Below are 25,345 nucleotides of genomic sequence, written 5' to 3' on the forward strand. Positions count from 1 at the left end.
TCGGGCACTAATCGCCCCAAAATTACTTAAATAATCTAACTTTGCAAGGCTAATTTTGTTTACTATAACCTCGAAAATATAAATACTACGTATATGATGACGGCGTCTGAAGTAAGGAAAAGTTTTCTTGATTTTTTTAATTCGAAGCAACACAAAGTGGTTTCTTCGGCTCCTATGGTGGTGAAAAATGACCCTACCTTAATGTTTACCAATGCCGGGATGAACCAATTCAAGGATATCTTTTTGGGCAACCATCCTGCTGAGAGTCCACGCGTTACGAATTCCCAAAAATGCTTGCGCGTTTCGGGTAAACATAATGATTTGGAAGAAGTGGGCCACGACACCTATCACCATACCATGTTCGAAATGCTCGGCAACTGGTCGTTTGGTGATTATTTTAAAAAAGAAGCGATTGCCTGGGGTTGGGAATACCTTACCGACGTGCTGAAAATAGATAAGGAAAGGCTATACGTCACTGTTTTTGAAGGCAGCCAAGAGGATAACGTGGGACGTGATGATGAAGCTGCAGATGCATGGAAGCAATGGATTAGCGAAGAGCGAATCATCAACGGAAATAAAAAGGATAATTTCTGGGAAATGGGTGAAACAGGACCATGCGGCCCCTGCTCAGAAATACACATCGATTTAAGACCCGATGATGAGCGAGCCAAAGTTGATGGCAAATCATTGGTCAACATGGATCACCCACAGGTCATTGAAATTTGGAACCTGGTATTCATCCAGTTTAACCGCATGGCCAATGGCGAATTGGTGCCACTGCCCAACAAACACGTTGATACAGGCATGGGCTTTGAGCGTCTGGTACGCGTTATTCAGGGAAAAACATCCAACTACGACAGTGATGTTTTCTCACCAATCATTCAAAAAATTGCAGCGCTGTCGGGCTTTGAATATGGCAAAAGCGAAGAGGTAGATATTGCCATGCGTGTGGTAGCCGACCATGTGCGTACCATTGCTTTTTCCATCACCGATGGACAGCTGCCCTCCAACAATAAAGCCGGATATGTCATTCGCCGTATCCTGCGCCGTGCTGTTCGATACAGCTATACCTTTTTAGACAGCAAGCAGGCCTTTGTTTACAAATTGGTTGATGTATTGATTGCAACCATGGGCGATGCCTATCCGGAACTTGAGGCGCAAAAAACACTGATCGAAAAAGTCATCAAGGAGGAGGAAGAGTCCTTCCTGCGAACGCTTTCAACGGGTATCAGCATGCTCGATAAAATTATTGCCGAAACCAAGGCCAATGAATACGTGGTGGTTGGTGGTGCTGTAGCCTTTGAACTTTACGACACTTTTGGCTTTCCGCTTGACTTAACTGAGTTAATTCTGAAGGAAAATGGCTTGGTTGTTAACCGGAAAGAGTTTGAAGAGGAAATGAATAAGCAAAAGGAGCGTGCCCGAAATGCCTCTGCCATAGAAACGGACGACTGGGTGGTACTCCAGCAGGATGATCACGAGGAATTTATTGGGTACGATTACCTGGAAACGGAAGTGTTCATTACGCGTTACCGCAAAATCAAGCAAAAAAATAAAGAACTCTACCAGTTGGTGTTTAATATTACACCATTCTACGCCGAAAGTGGCGGACAAGTTGGTGATACCGGCTTCATTCAAAAAGGGGATGAAAAGGTAGCCATCATTGACACCAAAAAGGAGAACAACCTTATTGTTCACATCGCCCGCCAACTGCCAAGTGAGCTCAACGGTGCGTTCAAAGCGGTTGTCAACGAAGAGGCACGCCAAAATACAGCCAATAACCACACCGCCACTCACCTGATGCACGAAGCCTTACGCGAAGTTTTGGGAGAGCATGTTGAGCAAAAGGGTTCGCTGGTTCACCCCGACTATCTGCGCTTCGACTTCTCCCACTTCCAGAAAGTAACCGAAGACGAAATTGCCCAGGTGGAAGCCTTGGTTAATCAACGAATTCGCCAGAACATGGCTTTAGAAGAAATGCGTGAAATTCCTCATGCCAAAGCCTTAGAAATGGGTGCAATGGCTCTCTTTGGTGAGAAATATGGTGATTTGGTACGTGCCATCAAGTTTGGCTCTTCAGTAGAGCTGTGTGGTGGTACCCACGTAAAGGCAACTGGTCAGATGGGCTTCTTTAAAATCATTGCTGAATCGTCTATTGCTGCAGGCATTCGCCGCATCGAAGCGCTTACTGGCGTTAAAGCTGAGGAGTTCATTAACCAACAATTTTCATTAATGAAAGAGCTGGGCGAAATGTTTAAAAACCCGGCCAACCTAAAGAAAAATGTTGAAAACCTGATGAATGAAAACAGCAAGCTAAGCTCGCAGGCCGAAGCAATGCGTAAAAACATTATGGCCATTGAGAAGCGCGACCTTATTGATAGCGCTGTGGACACGCTGGGAATAAAAATTATTGCAACAAGAGTAAAACCAATGCTGGCGAACTCGTTGAAAGATCTGGCTTTTCAAATTAAGCAAGAAATGGACGATGTAGTAGCTGTATTAGGAGCCGATGTCAATGGCAAACCGCAACTGGCCATTCTGGTATCTGACAACCTTGTAAAAGAACGCGGTCTGAATGCCGGCGCCATTGTGCGGGAAGCAGCCAAGAAGATGCAAGGCGGCGGCGGTGGACAACCCTTCTTTGCAACAGCAGGTGGTAAAAACCTTGATGGCTTAGATGTGGCTGTTGAAGAAGCAGTAGCAATTATTAAAAACCAGTTGGAAAACTAAAAAATCAATGGCAGCTGTTAACAGTTTAGCCAAGGAATAACAGATCTGAAAAGCTCACTATTTGCGGTGAGCTTTTTTTATGGCCTCTTAGCAGCCTACTTATTTGTCTGACTCTAAAGAAATGGGAACTCCCCTCTTTCGGAGGGAATTTGAAAACAGGCAACTACACGTCCCCTGCCCTTGCCTGCAGGCTACTTTGCCAACATCTCACGCATGGCCGCTTCAATGCCCCCTTTATCGAATCCACAAACCCCATAAAGTTCTGTTTGTGTGCCGTGTTCGATATACTTGTCGGGGATACCCAAACGCTTAATGCGAGCTGAATAACCATTATCGGCCATAAACTCCAACACAGCACTCCCCATTCCTCCGATGACGGTGCCATCTTCGATGGTAATAACTTTGGAATGTTTGCTAAACAGCTCGTGCAAAAGAGCTTCATCCAACGGTTTTACAAAACGCAAATCGTAGTGGGCAATCGAAACACCCGGCTGCTCAAGCTTCTCTATCACCTGGCTGGTCTTCACACCTATCGGACCAATGGTTACAACGGCCAGATCTTTTCCATCTTTTAGCTTGCGGCCTGTTCCAATCTTAATTTCCTGCATGGGGCGCTGCCAGTCTATGAGCGAGCCATTGCCACGTGGATAACGAATAGAAAAAGGCCCCTGATTAGGCAACTGAGCGGTATACATTAGGTTACGCAGCTCTTCCTCGTCCATTGGCGAAGAAACAATCAAGTTTGGAATTCCACGCATATAAGACAGATCATAAGCCCCATGATGCGTGGCGCCATCGGCACCTACTAAACCGCCTCTATCCAGGCAAAATACCACATTGAGATTTTGCAGAGCCACATCGTGTATCACCTGATCATAGGCGCGCTGCATAAACGATGAGTAGATGTTACAAAACGGGGTGTAGCCTTCAATAGCTAATCCCGCTGAAAAGGTGACAGCATGTTGTTCGGCTATCCCAACATCGAAAGCCCTGTCGGGCATTTTCTCCATCATTATATTCAGGCTACAGCCTGTTGGCATCGCTGGCGTAATTCCCACTATCTTTTCGTTCTGTTCGGCCAGTTCAACAATCGTATGACCAAATACATCCTGAAACTTTGGGGGCTTGGGAATGGACGACATAATAGCCAGCTTTTGCCCTGTTATCTTATCAAATTTATCCCCAACAGCGTGCCAGGCCGTCTGGTTCTCTTCAGCGAACTTAAAGCCTTTACCTTTTTTGGTGATTACATGCAATACCTTTGGCCCCGGGATATCCTTTAAATCGCTTAAAACTCTTTGCAAGTGGCCCACATCGTGGCCGTCCACAGGCCCAAAATAGCGAATGTTAAGTCCTTCAAAAATATTGGTTTGCTTTGTCAGCAGGTTCTTAAGCGAGTTGTTCAGCTTGGTAATCATCTCCTTCGAGCGAGGCCCCGTCAACTTCATCTTCTCCAGCATCTTGAAGGCCTCCGAACGAAACTTATTATAGGTTTGCGAAGTGGCAATATCGACCAGGTATTCGCTAAAGCCACCAACAGCGGGGTCAATGGCCATGTTGTTATCATTAAGAATTACCAGCATGTTCGACTTTAAGGCTGACATGTTGTTCAGTCCTTCGAAAGCCATACCGGCCGTCATGGCGCCATCGCCAATCACAGCCACCACGTGCTTGTTGGGATCATTATCCAGGGCAGCAGCGGCCGCCATTCCGAGCCCGGCCGAAATAGAGGTTGAGGAGTGACCAACACCAAAGGCATCGTATTCACTCTCAAAAATATTGGGAAAACCACTTAGTCCCTTAAATTTCCGGTTGGTATGAAACACATCACGCCGGCCTGTCAAAATTTTGTGTCCATAAGCTTGATGACCAACATCCCAAATAATTTTATCTTCGGGTGTATTGTACACATAATGCAAAGCTACGGTGAGCTCAACAACCCCAAGACTGGCACCAAAGTGCCCGGGATTACACGAGAGGGCATCGATGATAAACTCCCGTAATTCGTTACATACTTGTGGCAGGTTTTCTTCTCCTACCCGCTTGAGATCTTCAGGAGAGTTAATCCTATCCAACAAGCGGCTAAGGCCTTCGTTCATATCTTTAAGTTCGTGAGCTGCTTCCAATTGTGTTCCAAAGTGTAGTTAACAGGTCAAAGATAATAAGAATGGGGTTATAAGCGCATACATATGCCAATTTCATTTTTTTAATGTGCCCTAATTTAGAATAGGCAAATGCGTAAGTAACTTTCCCCTTTTTAAAGCTGGTAATGGCTATTGAGCAGCATATTTACGGCTGGCGATTGCGAGCTTTTCAGCTTTTTTTTCAATCTTTGAGTTGAAAACAACCTTAACATGATTAAAAAGATTTACATATTATCAATCACTGCCATACTGGTGGGCTGTGTACCGCTTAAGCAATTTGAGGAAGTAACCGCCGAAAATGAGCAATTGGAACAAACAGCCGAGCTGGCCACGAAAGAAAATAATGCGCTTAAAGTACAAACTGATGAGTTAGCAGCTAAGCTTGAACACTACCAAAACAAAGTTGAACTGCTGGTGCAGGATACCGCGCGGCTGGCACGACAGTATAAAAGATTACAATACCGTTATGATGACCTCAATAAAAACTATGCAGACGTTTTAAACGGACTAAAAACGCGGTCGAATAGTGATGTGAATAACCAAAAGTTACTGACCTACCTGCAGCAGCTTCAGGAAAACCTGCAAAAAAGAGAAGATGAGCTGGTACTGGCAGAACAGGCCCTGGCCCAAAAGCAAAGAAGCCTGGAACAAGCCCAAAGAGAGCTGACCGAGGCAGAAGCGCAACTAAGGCAACAAAACCAGCGCTTGATAGAGTTGGAAGAGCTGCTGACCCGAAAAGATGAAGCCATGCGCACGCTTAAACAAACCATTAATGATGCCCTGACCGGTTTTTCGGGCGATGAACTTCAGGTGCACATGAAAAATGGGAAAGTATACGTTTCCCTTGAGGAAAAACTACTCTTCGAATCGGGAAAGTATACCGTTAATCAGCATGGCGTTTCAGCCCTTCAAAAAATTGCGGGTGTACTGGAGCAAAATAACGATGTTGACATACTTGTGGAAGGTCACACAGACAATGTGCCATACAACGGAAGAGGCGACCTCAAAGACAACTGGGATTTAAGTGTTAAAAGGGCTACTTCGGTGGTGAGAATATTACTTGAGAACAGCTCAATATCCCCTCGTCGCATCACAGCAGCCGGACGAAGCAAGTATATTCCAGTACTTGAAGGCAGTACCCCGGCAGCTTTGCAAAAAAACAGACGAACCGAAGTGATTTTAACACCAAGGTGGGTCGAAGTTTTAGAACTATTAGAATTAGATAAGTAGCATGGTGGTAAAAGTATTTCTATTGGAAGCCTGGGCTGTACTAAGAGTATTAAGCCTTGGGCGCATTCGAAATGCTTTTCAACTGATAACTTCTTACCTTTTTGCCTATTACGGAAAAACCATCAAAATAAAAGGAAACCCAATGGCATTTGCCGTTGAACCAACCAGCATTTGCAACCTTGCATGCCCCGAGTGCCCCACCGGAGCCAACTTATTGAAGCGCCCCAGAGGAATGATGCCACTTAAGGACTACACCAGTATTCTGCAACAGCTGGCGCCCGAGCTACTTTATCTCAATCTCTATATTCAGGGGGAACCATTAATGCATCCCGAATTTGGCACCATGGTCAAAAAAGCCGCCCAATTAAAGCTTTACACCTCTACTTCAACAAATGGGCACTTCATGGGCAAACAGCTGGCGCGTCAACTGGTGGAAGGCGGACTTACACGCCTGATTTTTTCAGTGGATGGAACCAGTCAGGAAAGCTATGGTTTGTACCGTGTAGGCGGCAGTTTTAATCGGGTTAAACAGAGTATTATTGACGTTGTGAGAGCCAAGCAAGAAGCACAATCGCTCTACCCCATCATCGTCATGCAGTTTATCGTTTTCAGACATAATGAGCATGAATTACCGTACGTAAAAAAATTAGCCCGCAAACTAAAAGTCGATAAACTCGAAATAAAAACAGCTCAATTCTACAATTTTGGAACCATGCGTCCTCCTCTAAATGCGCGATTCAGCCGCTATAAAGATGAACTGGGACGCCTGCTGAAAACCCAAACAAAAAACAGATGCTGGCGCCAATGGCATTCGGCCACAGTAACCTGGGATGGGCGCTTCGCTCCCTGCTGCTACGACAAGGATGCTATTCACGCATTTGGCAATGTCCACTCACGACCGATAAAAGAGTTGTGGCGTGGCAACAACAGCCAGAACTTCAAACAACAGATATTCCTGAACCGCAGTGCCATAGACATGTGCAACAACTGTCCTGAAGGAAAACACCTCTTTTAACAAACACCTTCCACGCCACTTGCCTCACGGGCACTTAATATCCTATTTTTCATAGGTTTTAGCGGCGTATCAAATCCAACTGTAAAATTTCACTGAAATAAATAGATTAACTGCCATAATTATTTAACTTTAGCACTAAATCCAAAACAAACCGTGACATTGCACACTCAATAATGCCTTAATCGAACTATGGGAAAAGTTACCGGAGCAAGGCTATATAGAAAATTAGATGTATTTGTACGTAGGAGGTTAGGCCCTACCAACTTACATTCGGGCAATGGACTGCTCTATTGGCGCGAACGGGTTTTCCATTATTTTTCCATCGGAGTTTTGTTCATAGGACTGCTTGTGTATGTATACCTTGGGCTCTCCTTTGTTAAAGAAGCGCAATTTGCTTATGCCATATTTGCCTCATTTGTTTTTTTCTCAGCTGTATTTGCGACAACCGTAAGAAGCCTCCCATTAAAATTCAGGGTGTCCTGGATTCTTTTCCTCATCTACCTCTTAGGCGTTTTTTCGCTGCTTGAATCCAATAAATCACCACTGGGCTATGCCTTTTTTATATCATATGCCCTTCTATCGGGCATACTGGTCGGACAAAAGCGGGCCTGGATATCGATTATAACCATTAGTGTAACCTTAGGCCTTATTGCCGTCGCCTTATATGCCAATGGCATATCATTGCCATTTACAGCGGCTGTGCCATTAGATAGCTACATTAAATCGTCGCTTATTTTTTTAGTCATCACCTTGGTCACGCTTCTCCCCTTGGTAAGTCTGCTCAATGGACTTATTTTTAATCTCGAAAAAGAAACACGCTACAGAAGGCTGTTACGCAGAGAGCACGAAGACCTTACTTTAGCAAAAAGAAAAGCTGAAGAAAGCGATCATCTGAAGACTTCGTTTTTGTCGAACATGTCTCATGAGATTCGAACGCCCATGAATGCCATCCTGGGGTTCTCCAATTTGCTATCGCATCCCGACATTAGTAATATCGAGAAGGAGGAATTTATCAATCTGATTCGAATCAACGGGAAAAACCTGCTGACACTGGTGGAGGATATTATTGATATTTCGAAGATTGACAGTGGACAGCTCCAAATTAAAAATGCTCCCTGCAAATTACACGAAGTTATTGGCCAGGTGTATGAGTCGTTTGTTGATGACATAAAACGAAGGGGTTTATTTAATCTAAAACTGTATCACAAAGAGGGCATTAGCGATGATAACCTTCTCATCCTGTCCGACGAACACCGCCTGAAGCAAATACTAATCAACCTGGTAGGTAATGCTGTTAAATTTACAGAGAGAGGCTTTATCGAATTTGGCTATACACAGGAAGACGACCAGTTTCTGAGGTTTTATGTGAAAGACACTGGAATTGGGCTTCCCAAAGGCAAGGAAACGGAAATATTCGAACGCTTCTCCAAATTCAACAATGACAAGGAACGTCTGTATGGCGGAACAGGTATTGGGCTGTCAATAGCCAAGCACCTCGTCACGCTTATGGGAGGTGAAATTTGGGTTGAATCGGAACCCTTGGTTGGTACCACCTTCTACTTTACCATCCCTTATCACCGACTGGCTGTTCCTGATAACTACAGAGAAGAGCGCAAAGAGCCGGTACGAGAGTTTAACTGGGAAGGTAAAACATTTTTAGTGGCTGAAGATGAAGAGGATAATTTCAGGTACATTGAAGTGGCACTGGCCCTGTCGAATGCCAGTCTGATATGGGCGCGCGACGGCCAGGAAGCTGTGGATGTTTTTAAGCGCGTAGACGGCATTGACCTTGTGCTGATGGATATCAAAATGCCCCTGATGGATGGTTATACCGCCACGCGAGAGATCAAAAGTTTACGAAAGAATATACCAGTCATTGCCCAAACAGCTTATGCCCTGTCCGAAGAAAAGGAAAAATCGCGCGAAGCCGGGTGTGACGACTACATTGCCAAACCAATAGGTTACGAAGATTTGCTGAATATTATCAACCGCTTTGTCCCCAGCAACGGCCATTAAGATCATATTTTAATGCGGATACTCATATGCAGCAATAACAAGCCTGCAATATAATCTTGCACGTCCTGCTCCTTGGAACTATCCACCAAATAACCAACCCATTGCAGTGCCTGAAAGATTTTTTGTTACGTGTATTGAAATGCTCATCTGTCATAGTAATACACAGTGAGACTGTTGCTGGGCCCAAAAAACAGACGCTGTAACTTGTTTAACCTTAATACTACAAGTTATGAAAGCGAAATATCTATTAATACTGGTTGCACTTATTTCCACCAGTTGCTCAAAATCTGTACTGAGCGACATGGAAATCACCGACCCACACCTTTTAAAAGTAAAGGTCAAAATTGAGCAGAACATCCATAATGAGAAGGAAGTACAGGTACTGATCAGGGATAGAAATAACCGTCCCGTGCAACTTTTAACAGGTATGGTGATTGTTAATGAGTGCACAACCCACTTTGACCGCGCAGAGGTGAATGCAGCCGGCACACGCGGATATATCTACCGCCCCTATGATCATGAGCAGCTATTCAAAATCACTATTTACTGGAACTCTTACGACTCACACACCTTTATTTTAAGTCCCCAAAACGGCTGGCCCGGCTTTAGGTACCCCGATTGTGATTGTCATTATCCTTATGAGCCAGAATACATCTCTGATCATTACGCACTTAAACCGGCCCCTTTCTATAACCAAGAAATAGATGTTGTTTACAACATCATCAACTGGTAGTGGCGGGAGCTGAAGGAACGATAGATACTGAACGTTTGCAAGGGTGACAACGAATTAGCTTTATTGATGCAAATCAGAAATTCTATGGATGAGAACGCCCATCTTTGCAAAAAACAAAAACCATGCAAAGCAGATATCAGCCTTCAAGTCCCTGGAAAGGACGAGTGGACAGCACTTCAGACACCAGTGCCTTCAGGTGGCACCAGGTTATTCGACCGATAAACCTGACAGCACCGCACTCTGCCATCAAAGGACGTATTAACATCTGTTTTTTAGGGTTCTGCTGTGATGAAGGTGTCAAGCGTAACCTTGGCAGGCCGGGTGCCTCCAAAGGGCCAGCCAGCATTCGCAAGGAGATGGCTAACTGGCCGGCGAACCATCAACCACATGTGCAGCTATTTGATGCCGGAGATATTACCTGCCGTGATAATAACCTGGAAGAAGCACAAAAGGCATTGGCCATAGCTGTACGAACTATTTTAGATCACGGGTACTTTCCCATTCTGCTTGGTGGCGGCCATGAGATTGCCCTGGGACATTTCAATGGCATTCTTCAGGCAAAAGAAATGGCTCCGGCCATTATTAATTTTGATGCGCATCTGGATTTAAGGCCGGTTCGCGACAAAGGTTCATCTGGCACCATGTTTAACCAGATTTATCAGCTGTGCTTAGCACACAACAAACCCTATAACTACCTTTGCATTGGACCTCAAACCTATGCTAATACGCCCAGCCTGTTTAACATGGCGGATGCCATTGGAGCAGAATATATCCTTGCCAAAGAAGTTAAACCATCAACCATTCAGCAGGTCGAAAACCAGATTCAAAACTACCTGATTGATAAAAGCATGGTTTACCTCACTCTATGCACCGATGTGCTATCGGCAGCTCATGCGCCGGGTGTATCTGCTGTGCAGCCCTTTGGACTAGAACCTGATTTAGTGTTGCAGCTAATAAAAAGCATTATTACAACAGGTAAGGTTTGCAGCATCGATTTTGCTGAAGTATCGCCACGCTTCGATGCCGACAACCGCACAGCCAAGCTAATTGCCGTTTATATCTACGCGGTTATCAACTCTCTTATTGACTTGCCCCTTAACCAATCGCACTAATCTCCAGAAGCTTATCAGCATCCAAAATTTCAATCTCGTTACAATGAATGGCAATTAAGCCTTCTTCCTTAAACCGTGTAAGAATCCGTGTTGTACTTTCGATAGACATACTTGCCAGCTCCGATAAATCTTTGCGAGTTAATTGTAGCGGAAACTTGTCCTGCTTATAAATGCGTTGTGCCAAACAAAGCAACACATCGGCCAGGCGACCATAAGTTTGCTTTTTGGTTAAGCAAAAGAAACGACCATTTATAATCACAGAGTTTTCAGCAAGTAAGCTGATAATCTGCATGGCAAACTGGGCATTGTTTTCGATGAGTTTTTTAAACGCGCCAATTTCAATGAGTTTCACAGTTGAATTCATATAGGTTTGAGCGCTGTATGGAAAGGTATTGTTTCCATCGAACAAAGCCGGCAACCCAATGATATTAACCGGGGGGAGTATTTTAAGGATCAACGAATCATTACCATTCTCCAGATAAATCTTTGCCAATCCTTCTTTCATAATCATAATATGGGAGGCAAAAGACCCCTGTTTGCAGATGATTTCTCCCTGCTTATAGTCAACTTCAACACTGCTTTTTTCAACAAAAGCGATTTCTTCGTCCGATAAAGTGTCGAAGCAGCAAAGTGGATTTTCTCCAACAGAACATCCGGTATAAACAACAGATTTTGGCATATCTTTAACTTTAAAGAGTTAGGTAAATATATATAATAAGTCCTTATTTCAGACACCTCCTGCCAGTGATTTAAATCATCTTTATCACACTGTCTATCAACCACAAACAAGCAGCTTTTTTCAAAGCCGCACCATTCCTAGTGTAATGATACATAAAATATATCGTCGGGTAACAGGCTATGAGCTGTAACGCATCATATTTTTTATTGATCTGCATCAAACGAAGTGCAAATCAGATACTTCATAAACAGGGTTTTGTTGCCTGGCTGTTTATATAGAGAAAAAATTCTTCAAAGTTAATTTTGCTTCAAATCCAATTAATATGAAAAATCAAATCTCTAAATCAGTGATGGCCTTATTGGTAAGCTTATTGCTCCCGCTTGCCGTAATGCTGTTAACCGTTAGGGTCGCCGCCCATCGTGGTACACCTGAGGCAGTTGATATTGAGCTCAAAGCTGCTCATATATCATCGGTTGACCATTCACAGTTTGCTATTCTCCAGCAAAACTTTGAGTCTCCTCACGAGGTCACAGCAGCCTGCCTGTCGTGTCATACCGGTCGCGATGAAGAAATCATGGCAACGGCCCACTGGAAATGGGAGCGCGAAGAAGAAATACCAGGCAGAGGGCTTGTTTCGGTAGGCAAAAAAAATCTTCTGAACAACTTCTGCACGGGCGCTAACGGCAATAATGGTTCATGCATGCGTTGCCACATTGGACTGGGCTGGAAAGACAAGTCCTTTGACTTTACCGATAACCACAACATTGATTGCCTGGTCTGCCACGACCAGACAGATACTTATTTCAAACAAAAAGGCCAGGGAGGTCTACCTGCCAGTATTGAAACGGCCAATGCGGAGTTTCAGGTGCCTGACTATCCGTATGTAGCTCAAAACGTGGGATTGCCCCAAAAGGAAAACTGCGGCATTTGCCATTTTTACGGTGGAGGTGGCAATAATGTCAAACATGGCGATTTGGAAGAAGCCTTGCTAAGCTGTTCAAAAGACGTTGATATCCACATGGCCATGGATGGCCCGGATATGGCCTGCATCGACTGCCATACTACCGAACGCCATAATATCAAAGGCAAGCTTTATTCGGTATCATCAGCCAACCATAACCGCATTGCTTGTGATCAATGCCATAGCACTACACCTCACAACGACAAATTATTAGACAACCATTTTGAAAAAGTGGCCTGCCAAACTTGTCACATACCGGTTTATGCCAAAGCCAATGCCACCAAACTCTATTGGGACTGGTCTTCAGCCGGCCGCACCGATGAGCATGGAAATGGCTATTCTGAAGATGATGCCGATGGCAACCACAACTACCTGTCTATTAAGGGTAACTTTGTATGGGATAACCATGTGCAACCCGAATACTACTGGTTCAACGGAACAGCCGATCATTATCTGTCGACCGACACCATTTCAGAAGTTCCGGTAAAAATCAATACCCTTTTTGGTGAATACCGCGATTCAACTGCCAAGATATGGCCTGTAAAAGTGCATCGTGGCAAGCAAATTTACGATACCGAGTACAACACCCTCATCAGCTTAAAACTTTGGGCCCCTGAAAAGGGTGAAGGAGCGTTCTGGAAAGATTTTGACTGGGACACTGCAGCACGCTTGGGAATGGAATACAACGACCGTCCCTACAGTGGCCAATACGACTTTATTGCATCGGAAGTATATTGGCCCATCAACCACATGGTGTCGCCAAAAGAGCATACTTTAAGTTGCACCGAATGTCACCAGCGTGATGGTCGCCTGGATAGTCTCACCGATTTCTATTTACCAGGCCGCGACTACAATAAAACCGTTGACTATGCGGGTTTTGGTCTTATCTTCCTTACCCTGATTGGTATTGTTGCACATTTCACAGGACGCATCATCGCCTTTTTCAAAAATCGATAACTATGGAAAAAGTAAAAATATACAGCCGCTTTGAGCGCTTTTGGCATTGGACACAAATGATGCTCATTCTTTTACTCATTATCACCGGATTTGAGATTCACGGAACTTTTAAAGCTCTGGGATTTGAAACCTCTGTGCGACTGCATTCTGCAGCTGGCTGGGCATTTTTAATCCTCACTATCTTCGCTATTTTCTGGATGCTGGTCACGGGTCAGAGTCGCCAGTTCGTACCTGTGCGAAATAATGTCAAATCCCAAATCATGTATTACCTATCGGGGATCTTTAAAAAGGAGCCTCACCCTGTTAAAAAAACGGTAGACAGCAAACTCAATCCCTTACAACGTATCATCTATTTTGGATTGATCATCCTGGTGTTTCCGGTACAGCTGTTAACCGGATTCTCCTACCTGTTTTTTCACTATCCCGATAAGCCTTTTGCTTTTGAAGGATTGGAAACCATTGCTGTGCTGCACACATTAGGAGCCTTTTTATTAGTGGCTTTTGTGCTGGCCCATCTGTACTTGATTACCACCGGACATACTATTACCTCCAACCTGCAAGCCATGATAACGGGTTATGAAGAACTGGAGGACGAAGCACAAAGCGAAACAGCTATCAATTAAAAAAAATGCACCATGCTATCCAGGCAAATAAGCTCTGCATAGCCAATAAATTACTAAACATGAAACATCTATTTGCATACCTCATGTGCCTGCTGGTTGTAACTAGTTGCCAGATGGCACCAACCAACCTGAGTGTAGACGACATGGTAAAAAATGCCGCCGAAGTAGTGACCTACACCACTGCCGACCAATTGATGAAAATAATGCAGTCGGACGAAGTATTTACGGTTATCGATGTGCGGCAAAACAATGAGCACTATTACGGCTTTATCCCCGGCTCGGTAAACGTACCACGCGGTAGTATGGAGTTCAATATTGGAACCGAAGCCTTTTGGGAGTCCGAAGGCTTGTATGTGCCGCAGAAAGAAGAAACCCTTGTCCTCTATTGTAAAAAAGGCAAACGTTCTACTCTGGCCGCTCAAACCCTGCTTCAAATGGGCTACAAAAAGGTACTGGTATTGGAGGGCGGCTGGAAAAGCTGGGAATTAACCTATCCCGACTTTTGCGATAAGAACCTGGACATGTTAGCCGGCGGCCCTGCCAAGCACGATGATGGCGGCGGTTGCTAAGAACTATAAACCGCCCAATACAAAGTATTAAACAACAAACTATTCTTTAATTAATAAATCCTTGAAATTATGAAAAATCTATTTCGCAACTTTTATTTACTACTGGCCATAAGTACATTAGCTTTTACAGCTTGTAAAGATGACACTGACCCTACTGCCACCATTAATCCTGCTGAAACACTGATGGACTATCTGGTGGAAACAGATATGGATTTGAACCATGTTCTTAAGAACAGCGATGGACAAAAATTTGTGATGGCAGCGCCGGCCGATGGCAATCTGAGTAGTAAATACATCATCGATATCAGAAGTGCTGAGGCCTTTAATAGTGGACATATTGCCAATGCGGTGAATGTACCCGATTTTAAGAACATCCTGACCGAGGCAGCCAAAGCCGATCAGCCCATACTCGTGGTGTGCTATACCGGCCAAACAGCTTGCTACGCCACTTCCCTATTAAGATTGTACGGCTACCACGATGCTCAGGCCTTAAAATGGGGCATGTCAGGATGGAATGAAGCAACAGCCGGTCCATGGGATAACGCTATTGGCGATATTAGTGAAGGACATAACAACTGGTCATTCAATGCCGCAGAGCCGGCATTAGGTGTCTTTGAAGCTCCGCAGTTTATCTCTACAGCACTCGAAGGTGAAGCCATTCTAAAAGAACGGGTTGAGTACATTGTTGCGCAAGGCTTTAAAGGGGTAGAAGCCACAGATGTATTAGAGAGTCCAAGCACTTACTTCATCAATAACTACTTTAACACAACAGATTACAGTGCTTTTGGGCATGTTGATGGCGCCTACCGGATGAATCCACTATTGGTGAGCCCCGGCTCAACTGAAGAAGCCGCAGTAACCAACATCGATCCATCAAAAAAGGTAGTAACCTATTGCTATACCGGACAAACATCGGCCGTTATTACAGCGTACCTGAGGGTGCTGGGCTACGATGCTTATAGTCTGAAATTTGGCATGAATAAGCTATTCAACTCAAGTGCTGCCTGGACTGCTAATCAGTGGAGAGGTGACTCCAGCCCTAAGAATCTGCCCCTTGAACAATAAGCAAACGACAATAAGCGACTCTAATAAAGCACTTGTATTCACTATCTTAATCAAATAGACATGATAAAAAACAGCATATTACTTCTTCTCACCGCCTGCCTGCTACTGCCACTAAGTGGCAAGGCTCAGGGGTGTGAAGAAGCTGCCGGAAGCGACGAAGCCCTCAAAGTGTTTGGGTTTTTACAGGCCGAATATGACCAGCAGTTTACAGATGAAACAAGCAGTTCCTTCAGCTTCAGACGAGCCAGATTGGGAGCTACCGGCAACATCCCATACGATTTCTCCTATTATGTACTGATGGAAATGAGCCCCATGCTCAGCAGTAATGGCAGTGCCTATTTATTGGATGCCTTCATAACCTATAACCGCTGGGACTGGGCGAAAATTTCAATGGGTTCATTCAAAAACCCATTCAGTATGGATCTGGGCGGAACAGCCTGCAGTGGCTTACACACCATCTTTCGCTCGCGAGCCGTTGATCAGCTGGTGGTACCACAACGCGACCTGGGCATAATGGTGCTGGGCGGCGACCGAAACACCTTCTTTCAATACCGCCTGGCTTATTTGAATGGAGCGGGCTTGAAAAAAGATAACAACAGCTCAAAAGATGTGGTGGCACGCGCTATCTTTCATCCTTTCGAATTTTTATATGTGGGCGGCAGTTACCGCTTAGGTTATCCTACCAACGATGATGATAAGCGCACTTCCTACGCGGTTGAAGCAGAGTTTAAGCATGGCCCATTTAGGGCAATGGCTGAGTACATTGTGGACGAAGGCGAGTATGATCGCTCACTGGGTGGCGGTTGTGGGGGCGAACTCATTGCATTGGGCGATGAACGAAAAGGCGCCTACGTGCAAGCCATGTACATGACCAAATGGAATGTAGAACCGGTTTTCAAGTACGAGTTCTTTGATGCAGGCATTAACGACTATCGGGAAGACGTGATGACGTTTGGCGCCAATTACTTTTTCAACGACTGGACGCGCCTGCAGGTGAATTACCTCTATCGTGCTGAAGACCCGTCAGAGATTAACAACGACGGCCTGTACGTACAATTACAAGTAAAATTCTAACCCAAATAAAATGAAGAAACTAGGAATAATAGCAGCTTTGCTCCTCTATATGACCGGGGCAATGGCCCAAGGTGATTTTATTTCGGTAAAAGAGCTGGCCGGCAAAATTAACGATTCGAAAGTGCTGATTTTTGATGCACGCAAAGAAGCCGAATATAAACAAGTGCACATCCGCAACGCCATAAGCTTTCCGGTGGAAGCACTCTCGACCGAAACACCTGTGGAAGGAATTCTGAAAAGCGATGCAGAAGTAGCCAAAATTATGGGGGCACACGGTGTGGATTTTACCAAGGAAATTGTGCTCTATTGTAACAAAGGCAGCAACGCCGGACGCATGTATTGGATCATGAAAATGATGGGAGCGCCAAATGTTAGACTCCTGGATGGGAATCTGGATGCCTGGAAAGCGGCGCGTAAACCTGTAACCCGCATGCCCAAAATGCCTAAAAAAACAACGGTAGTCGCTACACTCGATCGATCAAGCTATCTGACCATGGGTGATGTAGAAGTACAAAAAAGCAAAAGCAATGTCGTGCTGATTGATGCCCGGGCGGATAACTATTTCAATGGAACCGACCCCAAAAGCAAAGGCCACATTGAAGGAGCTGTAAGCATTAACTCTGACCTGATGCGTGATGAGCAAGGCCTACTTAAATCGAGCGAAGAGTTAAGTAAACTATTTGCCTCCAAAGGAGCCACTAAAGACAAAGCCATCATCTTGTATTGCCAGACAAGCACACGTGCCGGACTGTTATACACAATTTTAACCAGTAAATTAGGCTATAAAAATGTTAAAGTTTACGATGGTGCTTATAATGAATGGATAACAAGCAATAAGGTTGTTGCTTAATAATACCCTATAATCAGTTTATCTTGATTGTCAACAGGTTGCTTCAGAACGTTGAAGCGACCTGTTATCTTTTATCGAAGAAAGACAAATACGGCTATCAGTACCCAAAATACCCACTGAAACATTTTGAATAACCCGCCCTTAACGGATGATGTTAACGCTATGATGATTTGTACCAGAGCGAAAAAGGCATAGTTCATCCCTATGAAATTGAGAACCATAGTGGGATCATACATACAGTTTTCGTAGTTAACTCCCACCATTATTAGTAGCAGGGAAGATAGAATCTGATAGACAGAAACGTAATGAAATACCGACAAAATAACATTTTTAGGAACCACGTCCAGGTCACATGCCTTAAAGGGCTTTAGGTACATTTTTGTTCCGGCTGTAAAATGTCCTAAGGTTGCCATTGCGGCAACAATTCCGGCTAATAATACCATTGTATTCATCAATCACATGTTTAGGTTGTATAAATAGTTGCGTATCATCTCCCTCACCCTTTCTACCTCATCTTCAAGCACCATCACTTTAACCCCATCCGCACCAGTCGGGTCATGCATAAAGTCCTTAAGCGTCGAATTCGTCAGGAAATGGGGAATCTGTTCATCTACCAATAAAGTGCGTATCATCTCCGCCTCCCTTAAAGAGCCTGAAAGCACGTTGACAGCTGCCAGATGATTTGTAGTTGAACGCATGCGCTCAACTTAAGCAATTACCTGAATAAAGTCAAACGGCTAATGGTTCAGCCACTCATTTGCAATTCGCCGGTTATATTTATCCCGGTGGCCAAACGAATCCCTCTGTTACTGCAAAAAAACACCCATGCCTGTTTTAGTAAAAACATGAACTATAGCCAAATATCTAATCGTTAAAACGCGTTGCAAAAAACTGCTCAGGATTCTTTTTAGCAATGGTCATGAAGTCATCTTCGCCAAGATAGGCACGTAAATCGAGGCTGAAACGCCGCTCGGTTGCTTCTGTTTCTACCATGTAATAGTCGGATCCAAACAGAATTTTATTTCTCAACAGCTTATCTTGCAGCAATACTTTCAATAATGGAAAATACTCCTTTTTATTAAGCGTGAAGGAAATGTCGGAATATAAATGAGGATACCGCTCCAACATGTCTTTAATTATTAAGAACCAGTTGTCCGGCCCATCGGGGTTATCCAAAAATTCGCTCCAATAATGAGCGGAGCCAAAGTGGCCCAAACATATTTTAAGTGCCGGAAAATCCTCCATCACATACTCCCAATTAAGCGGATGCGTGAATTTAGAGCACATCTCCTTCCGACTCATGCCTCGGGTGTCAATTCTGTCTCGCCCTTGTTCCAACAGTTTTCTGAGTTCCTTCTTTTTGCCCTTGTAATGGACTGGATTAAACGGGCTGCAATGTGTTATTATTGGCAGGTGGTTGGCCTGACAATACTCATAAACAGAATACATGCGCTCATCGTAAGGGAAATAGCCCAAAGGCGGATACACCTTAACCCCTCTAAAGCCCCAATCTTCAACGCATTTCTTTAGAATATCCATATAGCCATTGCGGCGAGGATCGATGTGTACAAATGGGATGGTTTCGGGGTACTTCAGCTTTAACTCGCCCAGCTCCTTTAACTGATCGAAGTAGGCACGCGGCACTTTACCAGCACCCATATAGGCCATGTCCATAGCCAGAATACCAAACTTACTGTTTTTGGGATAGAACTTACGGCAGTTCTTGTATATCGCTTCCTGCGAACCTAATCGCCCCAGTTCAACAAATTTGACGTAGCGATCAAACGCATCGTTATCCGAAAAAGGATTGATGTTGTTTAGAATACGGGAAACAACCCGAAAACCAGGTTTAGTGGACAGCACGCGCACCAATCCAAGAGGCAGGAAACCACGCGGAATATCCGCATCCTTAAAGGTGTGGATGTGGCAATTGTAAATCATAGTATTAATTCAGGTTAGAATACGATGCAATGATAATAAAAAAGCGTGAGGCATATACCCCAGAAACTCTCCTATCCAGATATTGATTGGTAAAAAAGGCCCACAAACTATCAAGTTGCAGGCCTCTTTAAAATATTTTTGAAGAGATTGATTGCAAATTCTATTTTGTTAACGTAGTTCTCACCCTAAATTCCTTCCAACTATTCTACAATACCTGTTCTCTATACCCAAGGTAATATAGCGTGAAGGAAGGTTTGTCGCATGCCACTTTAAGCATCTCACTCGTCTGCTTAAGTACACCCTAAAATCTTACATTAAATTGTATCTTTGCAGAAAATAACGCACAATGAAGTTTGAAGAGTTTGGCTTAGACGAGAAAATAATACGTAGCATTGATGAATTGGGCTATAAACGTCCAACCGACATCCAGTTTAAGGCCATTCCGGCCATATTGGAAAAGGAAGATGTATTAGCCATTGCACAGACGGGAACAGGCAAATCTGCTGCTTTTGTTATTCCAATTCTCCAGTTATTACAAAGGAAACGTAAAAATAAGGATGCGGGAGTGCGGTGTATTGTGATGGTACCAACGCATGAATTAGCCAAACAGATTACCGACGTATTTAAGCAAATAGGCAAAAACACTTCATTAAAATTTACGGCCATTTATGGGGGCGTGGATCAAACGGAGCAGGTTGAACGACTCACTAAAGGAACCGACGTATTAATCGCCACGCCTGGTCGCCTGTTTGACTACATTAACCAAGGGGTGGCAAAAGTTTTTAATACCGAAATTTTAGTGCTGGATGAAGCCGATCACATGCTGGATTTAGGCTTTTACAAGGATATTGAAGACTTAATTAAATACCTGCCTAAAAAGCGTCAAACCCTGTTCTTTTCGGCCACCATTGATAAGAAAATTAAGAAGCTGGCCTATTCATTGGTGCGCAAGCCCATTCGCATTCAGATATCGCCCAAAAACCCGGTGGCTAAAAACATCGACCATTCGGTAGCCTTTATTAAGATGGACGATAAGCGCTTTTTCCTGGAACGCATCGTTCGTGCTAACCCGGACAAAAAAATTCTGGCTTTTGTGCGAACTAAAGTGCGCTGCGAACGGGTAGTCAAAGCCATGGAGCGGGTAGATGTTCAGGCTGTATCCATACACAGCGATAAGTCGCAACAGGAGCGCGACGACGTGATGAAGGCCTTTAAAACCGGAGAAATAAAACTGCTAATCGCTACTGACGTAAGCGCACGTGGTATAGATATCCCTAATGTTGACTATGTGGTGAACTACGACCTGCCTGAACAGCCCGAAAACTACGTTCACCGCGTTGGACGTACCGGACGTGGCAAACAAAAAGGCTACGCCATTGCTTTCTGTTCGCAGGAAGAAAAGGAGCAGTTGGAGGCCATCGAAGCCTATACAGGCTATCCCATCGAAATCACGGATATTGATCATGAGGAATATGCCGACACCATCGATTTTTCAGCTGAAACACACTCAGACTGGAAAACACTTCTGCGGCAAGCCGAAGAAAATGAGCAGGCATATGAAGCCATCAAAAAGAAACGCGCTAAGAAAAAGAAGAAGAAATAAATCAGAGGGTGTTGAAGTACTCAACTAATTCTTTAACATCCTCTATCTTGCGAAACTTGATCTTATGCTTTTTAGCATAAGTTTCGAGAGCCTGCTGATGGGTTCCAAGCAATTCAACAACATCTTTTAGATTTCTTACCTGATAGAGTGCGCCTCCATTACTTGAGAGGTAAATATTAGGTTCTTGTTTCTTAAACTCAGCAGGCTTGGCATCCTGATACGGCTTAGGTTCTTCAGCGGCCGTTAGCAATACGCTATGCTTAAGAAACAAGCTACAGGCCGAATCTTGCACGAGGACTTCAAAATAGCCTAATTGCCTTTTCGATGCCACCTGGTAAACCTCTAGTCTGAACTGGTGGTCATTCAAGCTTATAACAGGAAAATGCTTTTCCTTTGGAACCGTATAGAAGACGCCTTCCTTTTCAACTTCCATCACATCGCTATGCACATTATAACGCATTGTAAGCGGCTGAATAACCTGCCCGTTTGTGAGAACAATATGCGCCTGCGATGATTCATAGATATAAGGTGTCCCTTTATAAGAAATGGCGTCGGGCCCCTCAAGCATTTTTATTGTCTGCAAGTCACTCCAAAACTGACTCAATTCGTGCGATTGAAAATCCTGTGCTTTTAAGCCTGAAAAAGAAAAAACGAATAGGAAGAAGGTCAGGAAAGTTTTCATTGGGTCATTTTTTTATTTGAAGATAAGATAAACTACCTTCCTATCAAACAATCATCCCTATTTTACCTCTTCATAATCAACATACTCCCCTTCATTATCGCCAACAATGCCTGATGATTTCTTTGGAGCATCACGATTGATAGTCACCTTTCCTTCCTGCTGACGCGCCTGCTGCTGATAATTACTGGCAGCCCGCTGCTGTTGCTGCTGCATGCGCTCCACGCCTTTTTTCATGATAAACGGTAAAAGAAGCCGACCAATAAATTTGAATAGATAATAAAAGATGATTAGGAAAAATATGGTTTTAGCAAGACCGTATAGCATAGCAATTAATTTTTTCGTCAAAGATATCCATTCTATTTACAATTATCATGCAAAAGATAGATTGGGCTGGAGAGTCTGTCAAGGCGACTTATTTGAGATGTTCATAAAAGTCAATCTGTCATGAAACAAGAGCGCTTTATGAAAAGATCATCAAAAATATTACTTTCTGAAGGGTAGACAATAAAAAAGCGCAGAGATTGTTCCCTGCGCCTTCCGTTATTGTTTTGTGGTCGTTAGCGGTCCTTCTGCGCCTCTTCCATCGCCTTTAAAAAGATATCATCCACCTCATGAATAATTGGATAGAAGCCTTCGTTATCCAAAATATTCCGGGCAATGTAGGCCTTCAGCTCAGTGTCAATTAGTGCTTTCGACACATTGTACTCAGTCTGATTGAAAGCTACCCCTTTATCTTTTGCAAAACGAATAAAATCAGTCAGGATGTTTTGCTTATCCAGGTAGTTCTTTATTTCATCAGCTGTGGTCAATTGCTCCAGATTCTGACGGTTATTATCTGTATACTGCAAAGCATAGCGGTACATTATTCCGTTTATCCGAAGGTGATAAAAGTAGTCGGTAATCATGGACGTGTCACGAGGAACAAAAATATCGGGCATGATACCACCTCCGCCATAGACGGTGCGTCCGTTCTTGGTCGTGTACTTGAGCTCATCATCGAATTGAATGCTATCTGCGCTATAAAACTCACCATGCTCCAAACGCTTATAAATGTCGCCATAATACTCATCTACTCCATCTTCGTATGGTTTTTGAATACAACGCCCACTAGGCGTGTGGTAACGAGCTACGGTTAAACGCAGGGCCGATCCATCGGGCAGTGGTATCTGCTGCTGCACCAATCCTTTTCCGAAGGAACGACGCCCAATCACCAGCCCCCGGTCATTGTCCTGAATAGCCCCTGCAAAAATTTCACTGGCCGAAGCAGAAAACTCATCTATCAATACAATGACTTTGGTATCCTGACAAGTCCCCGCTCCATTGGCATAAACATTATGTCGTTTCTGCGATTTACCTTCGGTATAAACAATCAGATCTTTGGCGGGCAAAAACTCATTACACAAACCAATGGCTACTTCCAGTAAGCCCCCCGAGTTGCCTCTAAAGTCGATGATTACTTGCTGGCAGTTATTAGCTTTAAGCTTTGCCAGGGCCGTTAAAAACTCCTGATAGGTATTCTGAGCAAAGCGATCGACCTTGATATAACCTGTCGTCTCATCAACCATGTAGCTTACATCTACGCTGTAGATTGGGATGGCTCCACGGGTGATGCTAAAATCAATTAGCTCCTTATTTGGGCGCCTCAGCACCCCCACTTTGACTGAAGTTCCCATCTCGCCGCGCAGTTTTTTCATCACCTCATCGGTCGATATTTCCTTACCTGCAATAATGGAATCATCCACGGCAACAATGCGATCACCGGGCAGTATGCCCACTTTTTCGGAAGGACCGCCAGAAATTACCTGAATCACCATCACCGTATCGTTTTGCATGCTAAACTGCACCCCGATACCCCCAAAATTTCCTTGCAGCTCTTCGTTCACTTTGTTTAAATCCTTAGCCGGGATATAAACCGAGTGGGGATCTAAATCTTTTAGTATTTCGGGTATAATGCGTTCTTCAATGGCTTGCATATCCACTGTATCCACATACTCCTCTTCAATCAGGTTCATCAATGCGTCCAACTTATTGGCCTGAGGATATATCATGAGTGAATTGGATTTGCCACCGGGGGCGCTAAAAAAATTACGTCCGATGAAAACACCCAATGCCACTAATAAGCCAAACAGGAAGGGCATAAATATTTGTCTGCGTGTATTAGATTGCATAATGCTTTATTGATTTCTATATAGTGCGTTAATAATCATCTTGTGTGCTCCCAAGAATTAAACCATCTTCCACCCGTATGAGTTCATCCTGAATGTGAACGACTTCAATATTGGCTCGGGTTAACAGGTCCAAACCATCTGTATTATGGTATTTTTCGGCAAATACCACCCGCTTAATCCCCGACTGAATAATTAACTTGGAACATTCAATGCAGGGAGAAGCTGTTACATACAAGGTAGAACCATCGGAGCTGTTATTGGAGCGAGCCACTTTGGTTATGGCATTAGCTTCGGCATGCAGTACATATGGTTTTGTTTTATTATTGCAGTCTTCACATTCGTTTTCAAAGCCCGAAGGTGTACCATTGTAACCATCACTTATTATCATTTTATCCTTAACAATGATGGCGCCCACCTGCCGGCGATTACAATAAGAGTTTTGCGACCAGATACGCGCCATAGCAAGGTAGCGTTGATCGAGCAAAAACTGTTTGCTTTGTAGTTTCTTGTTTGTTTGCATGATTTAAGCTTGCTTGTTACAAAAGTAACAAAATATGTTTCGGTCAAAAGCTACCAACCAAAAGATTACAAGCCAGCTTAAAGGTATGGCATTAAGCAAAAGGCGGTATACATCCACCCAACTAATGTACTGTATGTTTGTGTTTTTTCTTATAAAAGTAGTGGCCTACAAAAAGAAAGCCAGCTAAAGTAGGTGGAAAGGCTATTAAAAAAAACGAGATGAGACTTCTTAAGAAAGAATGCCCAAGTTGATGGTGATAATAAAAAACGATGACCGACAAGCCCAATCCAATGATAATAAATATTAATCCGCCAGTAAGCTCTTTTCGCCAGGCAATTACCAGCAGGAGAATTAGCGTAACAGAAGGTATCATTTGCAGCACAAAGGTTCGCACCTCGTGCCATGATGCTACTTCGGGCTTAAAAGCATCAAAACTGAGCATTGCCAATACAACGATAGCTACAATGCACATCAACCGGGGAGTCCAAAATAATATGTCGCCTGTTCGGGTCATGCAAAAAAATACACGATTAATGCGCCAGTGTCAACTAATCCTGATCATATTAACTTTTGTTCGGGCATTGAACAGTCTTCCCAGAATCAAATGGTCTAACTGATTATTCTCACCTTCAAAACAGGCTGCAAGATTACTTTGTTAGATAACGCCAATCTA

At 43.9% G+C, this 25,345-nt stretch carries 23 protein-coding genes; 13 read left to right on the forward strand and 10 right to left on the reverse strand.

Annotated features, from left to right (window positions below; genetic code table 11):
- Window positions 1-93: 93 nt before the first annotated feature.
- A complete protein-coding gene (alaS, locus tag ACSX1H_RS06600; protein ID WP_439183047.1) occupies window positions 94-2,730 on the forward strand; it encodes an alanine--tRNA ligase in 2,637 nt (878 codons plus the stop codon).
- Between the two features lie 191 nt (window positions 2,731-2,921).
- Here alaS and dxs read toward each other — a convergent pair whose 3' ends face one another.
- Complete coding sequence (gene dxs, locus ACSX1H_RS06605; RefSeq protein ID WP_439183048.1) at window positions 2,922-4,829, reverse strand: 1-deoxy-D-xylulose-5-phosphate synthase; 1,908 nt, start codon at window positions 4,827-4,829, stop codon at window positions 2,922-2,924.
- 255 nt (window positions 4,830-5,084) lie between these two features.
- Here dxs and ACSX1H_RS06610 point away from each other — a divergent pair, with 255 nt between their 5' ends.
- The 5 genes from ACSX1H_RS06610 (at window position 5,085) to hutG (ending at window position 10,980) form a co-directional block, all read left to right on the forward strand.
- Window positions 5,085-6,104, forward strand: coding sequence for an OmpA family protein (locus tag ACSX1H_RS06610; RefSeq protein WP_439183049.1), 1,020 nt, complete (start codon window positions 5,085-5,087; stop codon window positions 6,102-6,104).
- Window position 6,105: 1 nt separating this feature from the next.
- Window positions 6,106-7,119: a radical SAM/SPASM domain-containing protein gene (locus ACSX1H_RS06615; protein ID WP_439183050.1), complete on the forward strand. Its 1,014-nt coding sequence runs from the start codon at window positions 6,106-6,108 to the stop codon at window positions 7,117-7,119.
- Window positions 7,120-7,308: 189 nt separating this feature from the next.
- A complete protein-coding gene (locus ACSX1H_RS06620; RefSeq protein ID WP_439183051.1) occupies window positions 7,309-9,135 on the forward strand; it encodes an ATP-binding protein in 1,827 nt (608 codons plus the stop codon).
- Window positions 9,136-9,364: 229 nt separating this feature from the next.
- Window positions 9,365-9,868, forward strand: a complete 504-nt coding sequence (locus ACSX1H_RS06625) for a hypothetical protein (RefSeq protein WP_439183052.1) — start codon at window positions 9,365-9,367, stop codon at window positions 9,866-9,868.
- Between the two features lie 122 nt (window positions 9,869-9,990).
- Complete coding sequence (gene hutG / locus ACSX1H_RS06630; RefSeq protein WP_439183053.1) at window positions 9,991-10,980, forward strand: formimidoylglutamase; 990 nt, start codon at window positions 9,991-9,993, stop codon at window positions 10,978-10,980.
- Here hutG and ACSX1H_RS06635 read toward each other — a convergent pair.
- Window positions 10,964-11,659, reverse strand: coding sequence for a Crp/Fnr family transcriptional regulator (locus tag ACSX1H_RS06635; protein WP_439183054.1), 696 nt, complete (start codon window positions 11,657-11,659; stop codon window positions 10,964-10,966). The two genes, hutG and ACSX1H_RS06635, sit on opposite strands and share 17 nt — an antisense overlap.
- A gap of 322 nt (window positions 11,660-11,981) precedes the next feature.
- Between ACSX1H_RS06635 and ACSX1H_RS06640 the strand changes: the two genes are divergently transcribed.
- The 6 genes from ACSX1H_RS06640 to ACSX1H_RS06665 all read left to right on the forward strand — a co-directional run bounded on the left by ACSX1H_RS06640 (window position 11,982) and on the right by ACSX1H_RS06665 (window position 17,758).
- Window positions 11,982-13,577, forward strand: a complete 1,596-nt coding sequence (locus tag ACSX1H_RS06640; protein ID WP_439183055.1) for a tetrathionate reductase family octaheme c-type cytochrome — start codon at window positions 11,982-11,984, stop codon at window positions 13,575-13,577.
- 2 nt (window positions 13,578-13,579) lie between these two features.
- Window positions 13,580-14,200 carry a cytochrome b/b6 domain-containing protein gene (locus ACSX1H_RS06645; RefSeq protein ID WP_439183056.1) on the forward strand — a complete coding sequence of 207 codons (621 nt, stop codon included), beginning with the start codon at window positions 13,580-13,582 and terminating at the stop codon, window positions 14,198-14,200.
- Between the two features lie 59 nt (window positions 14,201-14,259).
- Window positions 14,260-14,769: a rhodanese-like domain-containing protein gene (locus ACSX1H_RS06650; RefSeq protein WP_439183057.1), complete on the forward strand. Its 510-nt coding sequence runs from the start codon at window positions 14,260-14,262 to the stop codon at window positions 14,767-14,769.
- A 69-nt stretch (window positions 14,770-14,838) separates the two neighbouring features.
- Window positions 14,839-15,834: a rhodanese-like domain-containing protein gene (locus tag ACSX1H_RS06655; RefSeq protein ID WP_439183058.1), complete on the forward strand. Its 996-nt coding sequence runs from the start codon at window positions 14,839-14,841 to the stop codon at window positions 15,832-15,834.
- Between the two features lie 60 nt (window positions 15,835-15,894).
- Entirely contained in the window at window positions 15,895-16,908 is a 1,014-nt protein-coding gene (locus ACSX1H_RS06660) for a porin (RefSeq protein WP_439183059.1), read from the forward strand.
- Between the two features lie 10 nt (window positions 16,909-16,918).
- Window positions 16,919-17,758 (forward strand): sulfurtransferase, encoded by an 840-nt coding sequence (locus tag ACSX1H_RS06665; protein ID WP_439183060.1) that lies wholly within the window; start codon window positions 16,919-16,921, stop codon window positions 17,756-17,758.
- Window positions 17,759-17,829: 71 nt separating this feature from the next.
- Here the strand turns inward: ACSX1H_RS06665 and ACSX1H_RS06670 are convergent, their stop codons facing one another.
- The 3 genes from ACSX1H_RS06670 to ACSX1H_RS06680 all read right to left on the reverse strand — a co-directional run bounded on the left by ACSX1H_RS06670 (window position 17,830) and on the right by ACSX1H_RS06680 (window position 19,699).
- Window positions 17,830-18,210 carry a hypothetical protein gene (locus ACSX1H_RS06670; protein ID WP_439183061.1) on the reverse strand — a complete coding sequence of 127 codons (381 nt, stop codon included), beginning with the start codon at window positions 18,208-18,210 and terminating at the stop codon, window positions 17,830-17,832.
- A 3-nt stretch (window positions 18,211-18,213) separates the two neighbouring features.
- Window positions 18,214-18,456 (reverse strand): putative signal transducing protein, encoded by a 243-nt coding sequence (locus ACSX1H_RS06675; RefSeq protein WP_439183062.1) that lies wholly within the window; start codon window positions 18,454-18,456, stop codon window positions 18,214-18,216.
- 166 nt (window positions 18,457-18,622) lie between these two features.
- The gene (locus tag ACSX1H_RS06680; protein ID WP_439183063.1) at window positions 18,623-19,699 is read right to left on the reverse strand and encodes an amidohydrolase family protein; all 1,077 of its coding nucleotides are present in this window, start codon (window positions 19,697-19,699) and stop codon (window positions 18,623-18,625) included.
- 346 nt (window positions 19,700-20,045) lie between these two features.
- Here ACSX1H_RS06680 and ACSX1H_RS06685 point away from each other — a divergent pair, with 346 nt between their 5' ends.
- On the forward strand, window positions 20,046-21,302 hold the full coding sequence (locus ACSX1H_RS06685) for a DEAD/DEAH box helicase (RefSeq protein ID WP_439183064.1): 1,257 nt from the start codon (window positions 20,046-20,048) through the stop codon (window positions 21,300-21,302).
- Between the two features lies 1 nt (window position 21,303).
- Here ACSX1H_RS06685 and ACSX1H_RS06690 read toward each other — a convergent pair whose 3' ends face one another.
- The 5 genes from ACSX1H_RS06690 to ACSX1H_RS06710 form a co-directional block, all read right to left on the reverse strand.
- Window positions 21,304-21,984 (reverse strand): hypothetical protein, encoded by a 681-nt coding sequence (locus ACSX1H_RS06690; protein WP_439183065.1) that lies wholly within the window; start codon window positions 21,982-21,984, stop codon window positions 21,304-21,306.
- 57 nt (window positions 21,985-22,041) lie between these two features.
- The gene (locus ACSX1H_RS06695; RefSeq protein WP_439183066.1) at window positions 22,042-22,308 is read right to left on the reverse strand and encodes a DUF4834 family protein; all 267 of its coding nucleotides are present in this window, start codon (window positions 22,306-22,308) and stop codon (window positions 22,042-22,044) included.
- A 233-nt stretch (window positions 22,309-22,541) separates the two neighbouring features.
- Window positions 22,542-24,152, reverse strand: coding sequence for a S41 family peptidase (locus ACSX1H_RS06700; protein WP_439183067.1), 1,611 nt, complete (start codon window positions 24,150-24,152; stop codon window positions 22,542-22,544).
- Between the two features lie 28 nt (window positions 24,153-24,180).
- Window positions 24,181-24,672: a deoxycytidylate deaminase gene (locus ACSX1H_RS06705; RefSeq protein ID WP_439183068.1), complete on the reverse strand. Its 492-nt coding sequence runs from the start codon at window positions 24,670-24,672 to the stop codon at window positions 24,181-24,183.
- Window positions 24,673-24,793: 121 nt separating this feature from the next.
- Entirely contained in the window at window positions 24,794-25,186 is a 393-nt protein-coding gene (locus ACSX1H_RS06710; protein WP_439183069.1) for a DUF7670 domain-containing protein, read from the reverse strand.
- Window positions 25,187-25,345 lie beyond the last annotated feature (159 nt).

Source organism: Carboxylicivirga taeanensis (genome assembly GCF_051851475.1).
Taxonomy (GTDB): domain Bacteria; phylum Bacteroidota; class Bacteroidia; order Bacteroidales; family Marinilabiliaceae; genus Carboxylicivirga; species Carboxylicivirga taeanensis.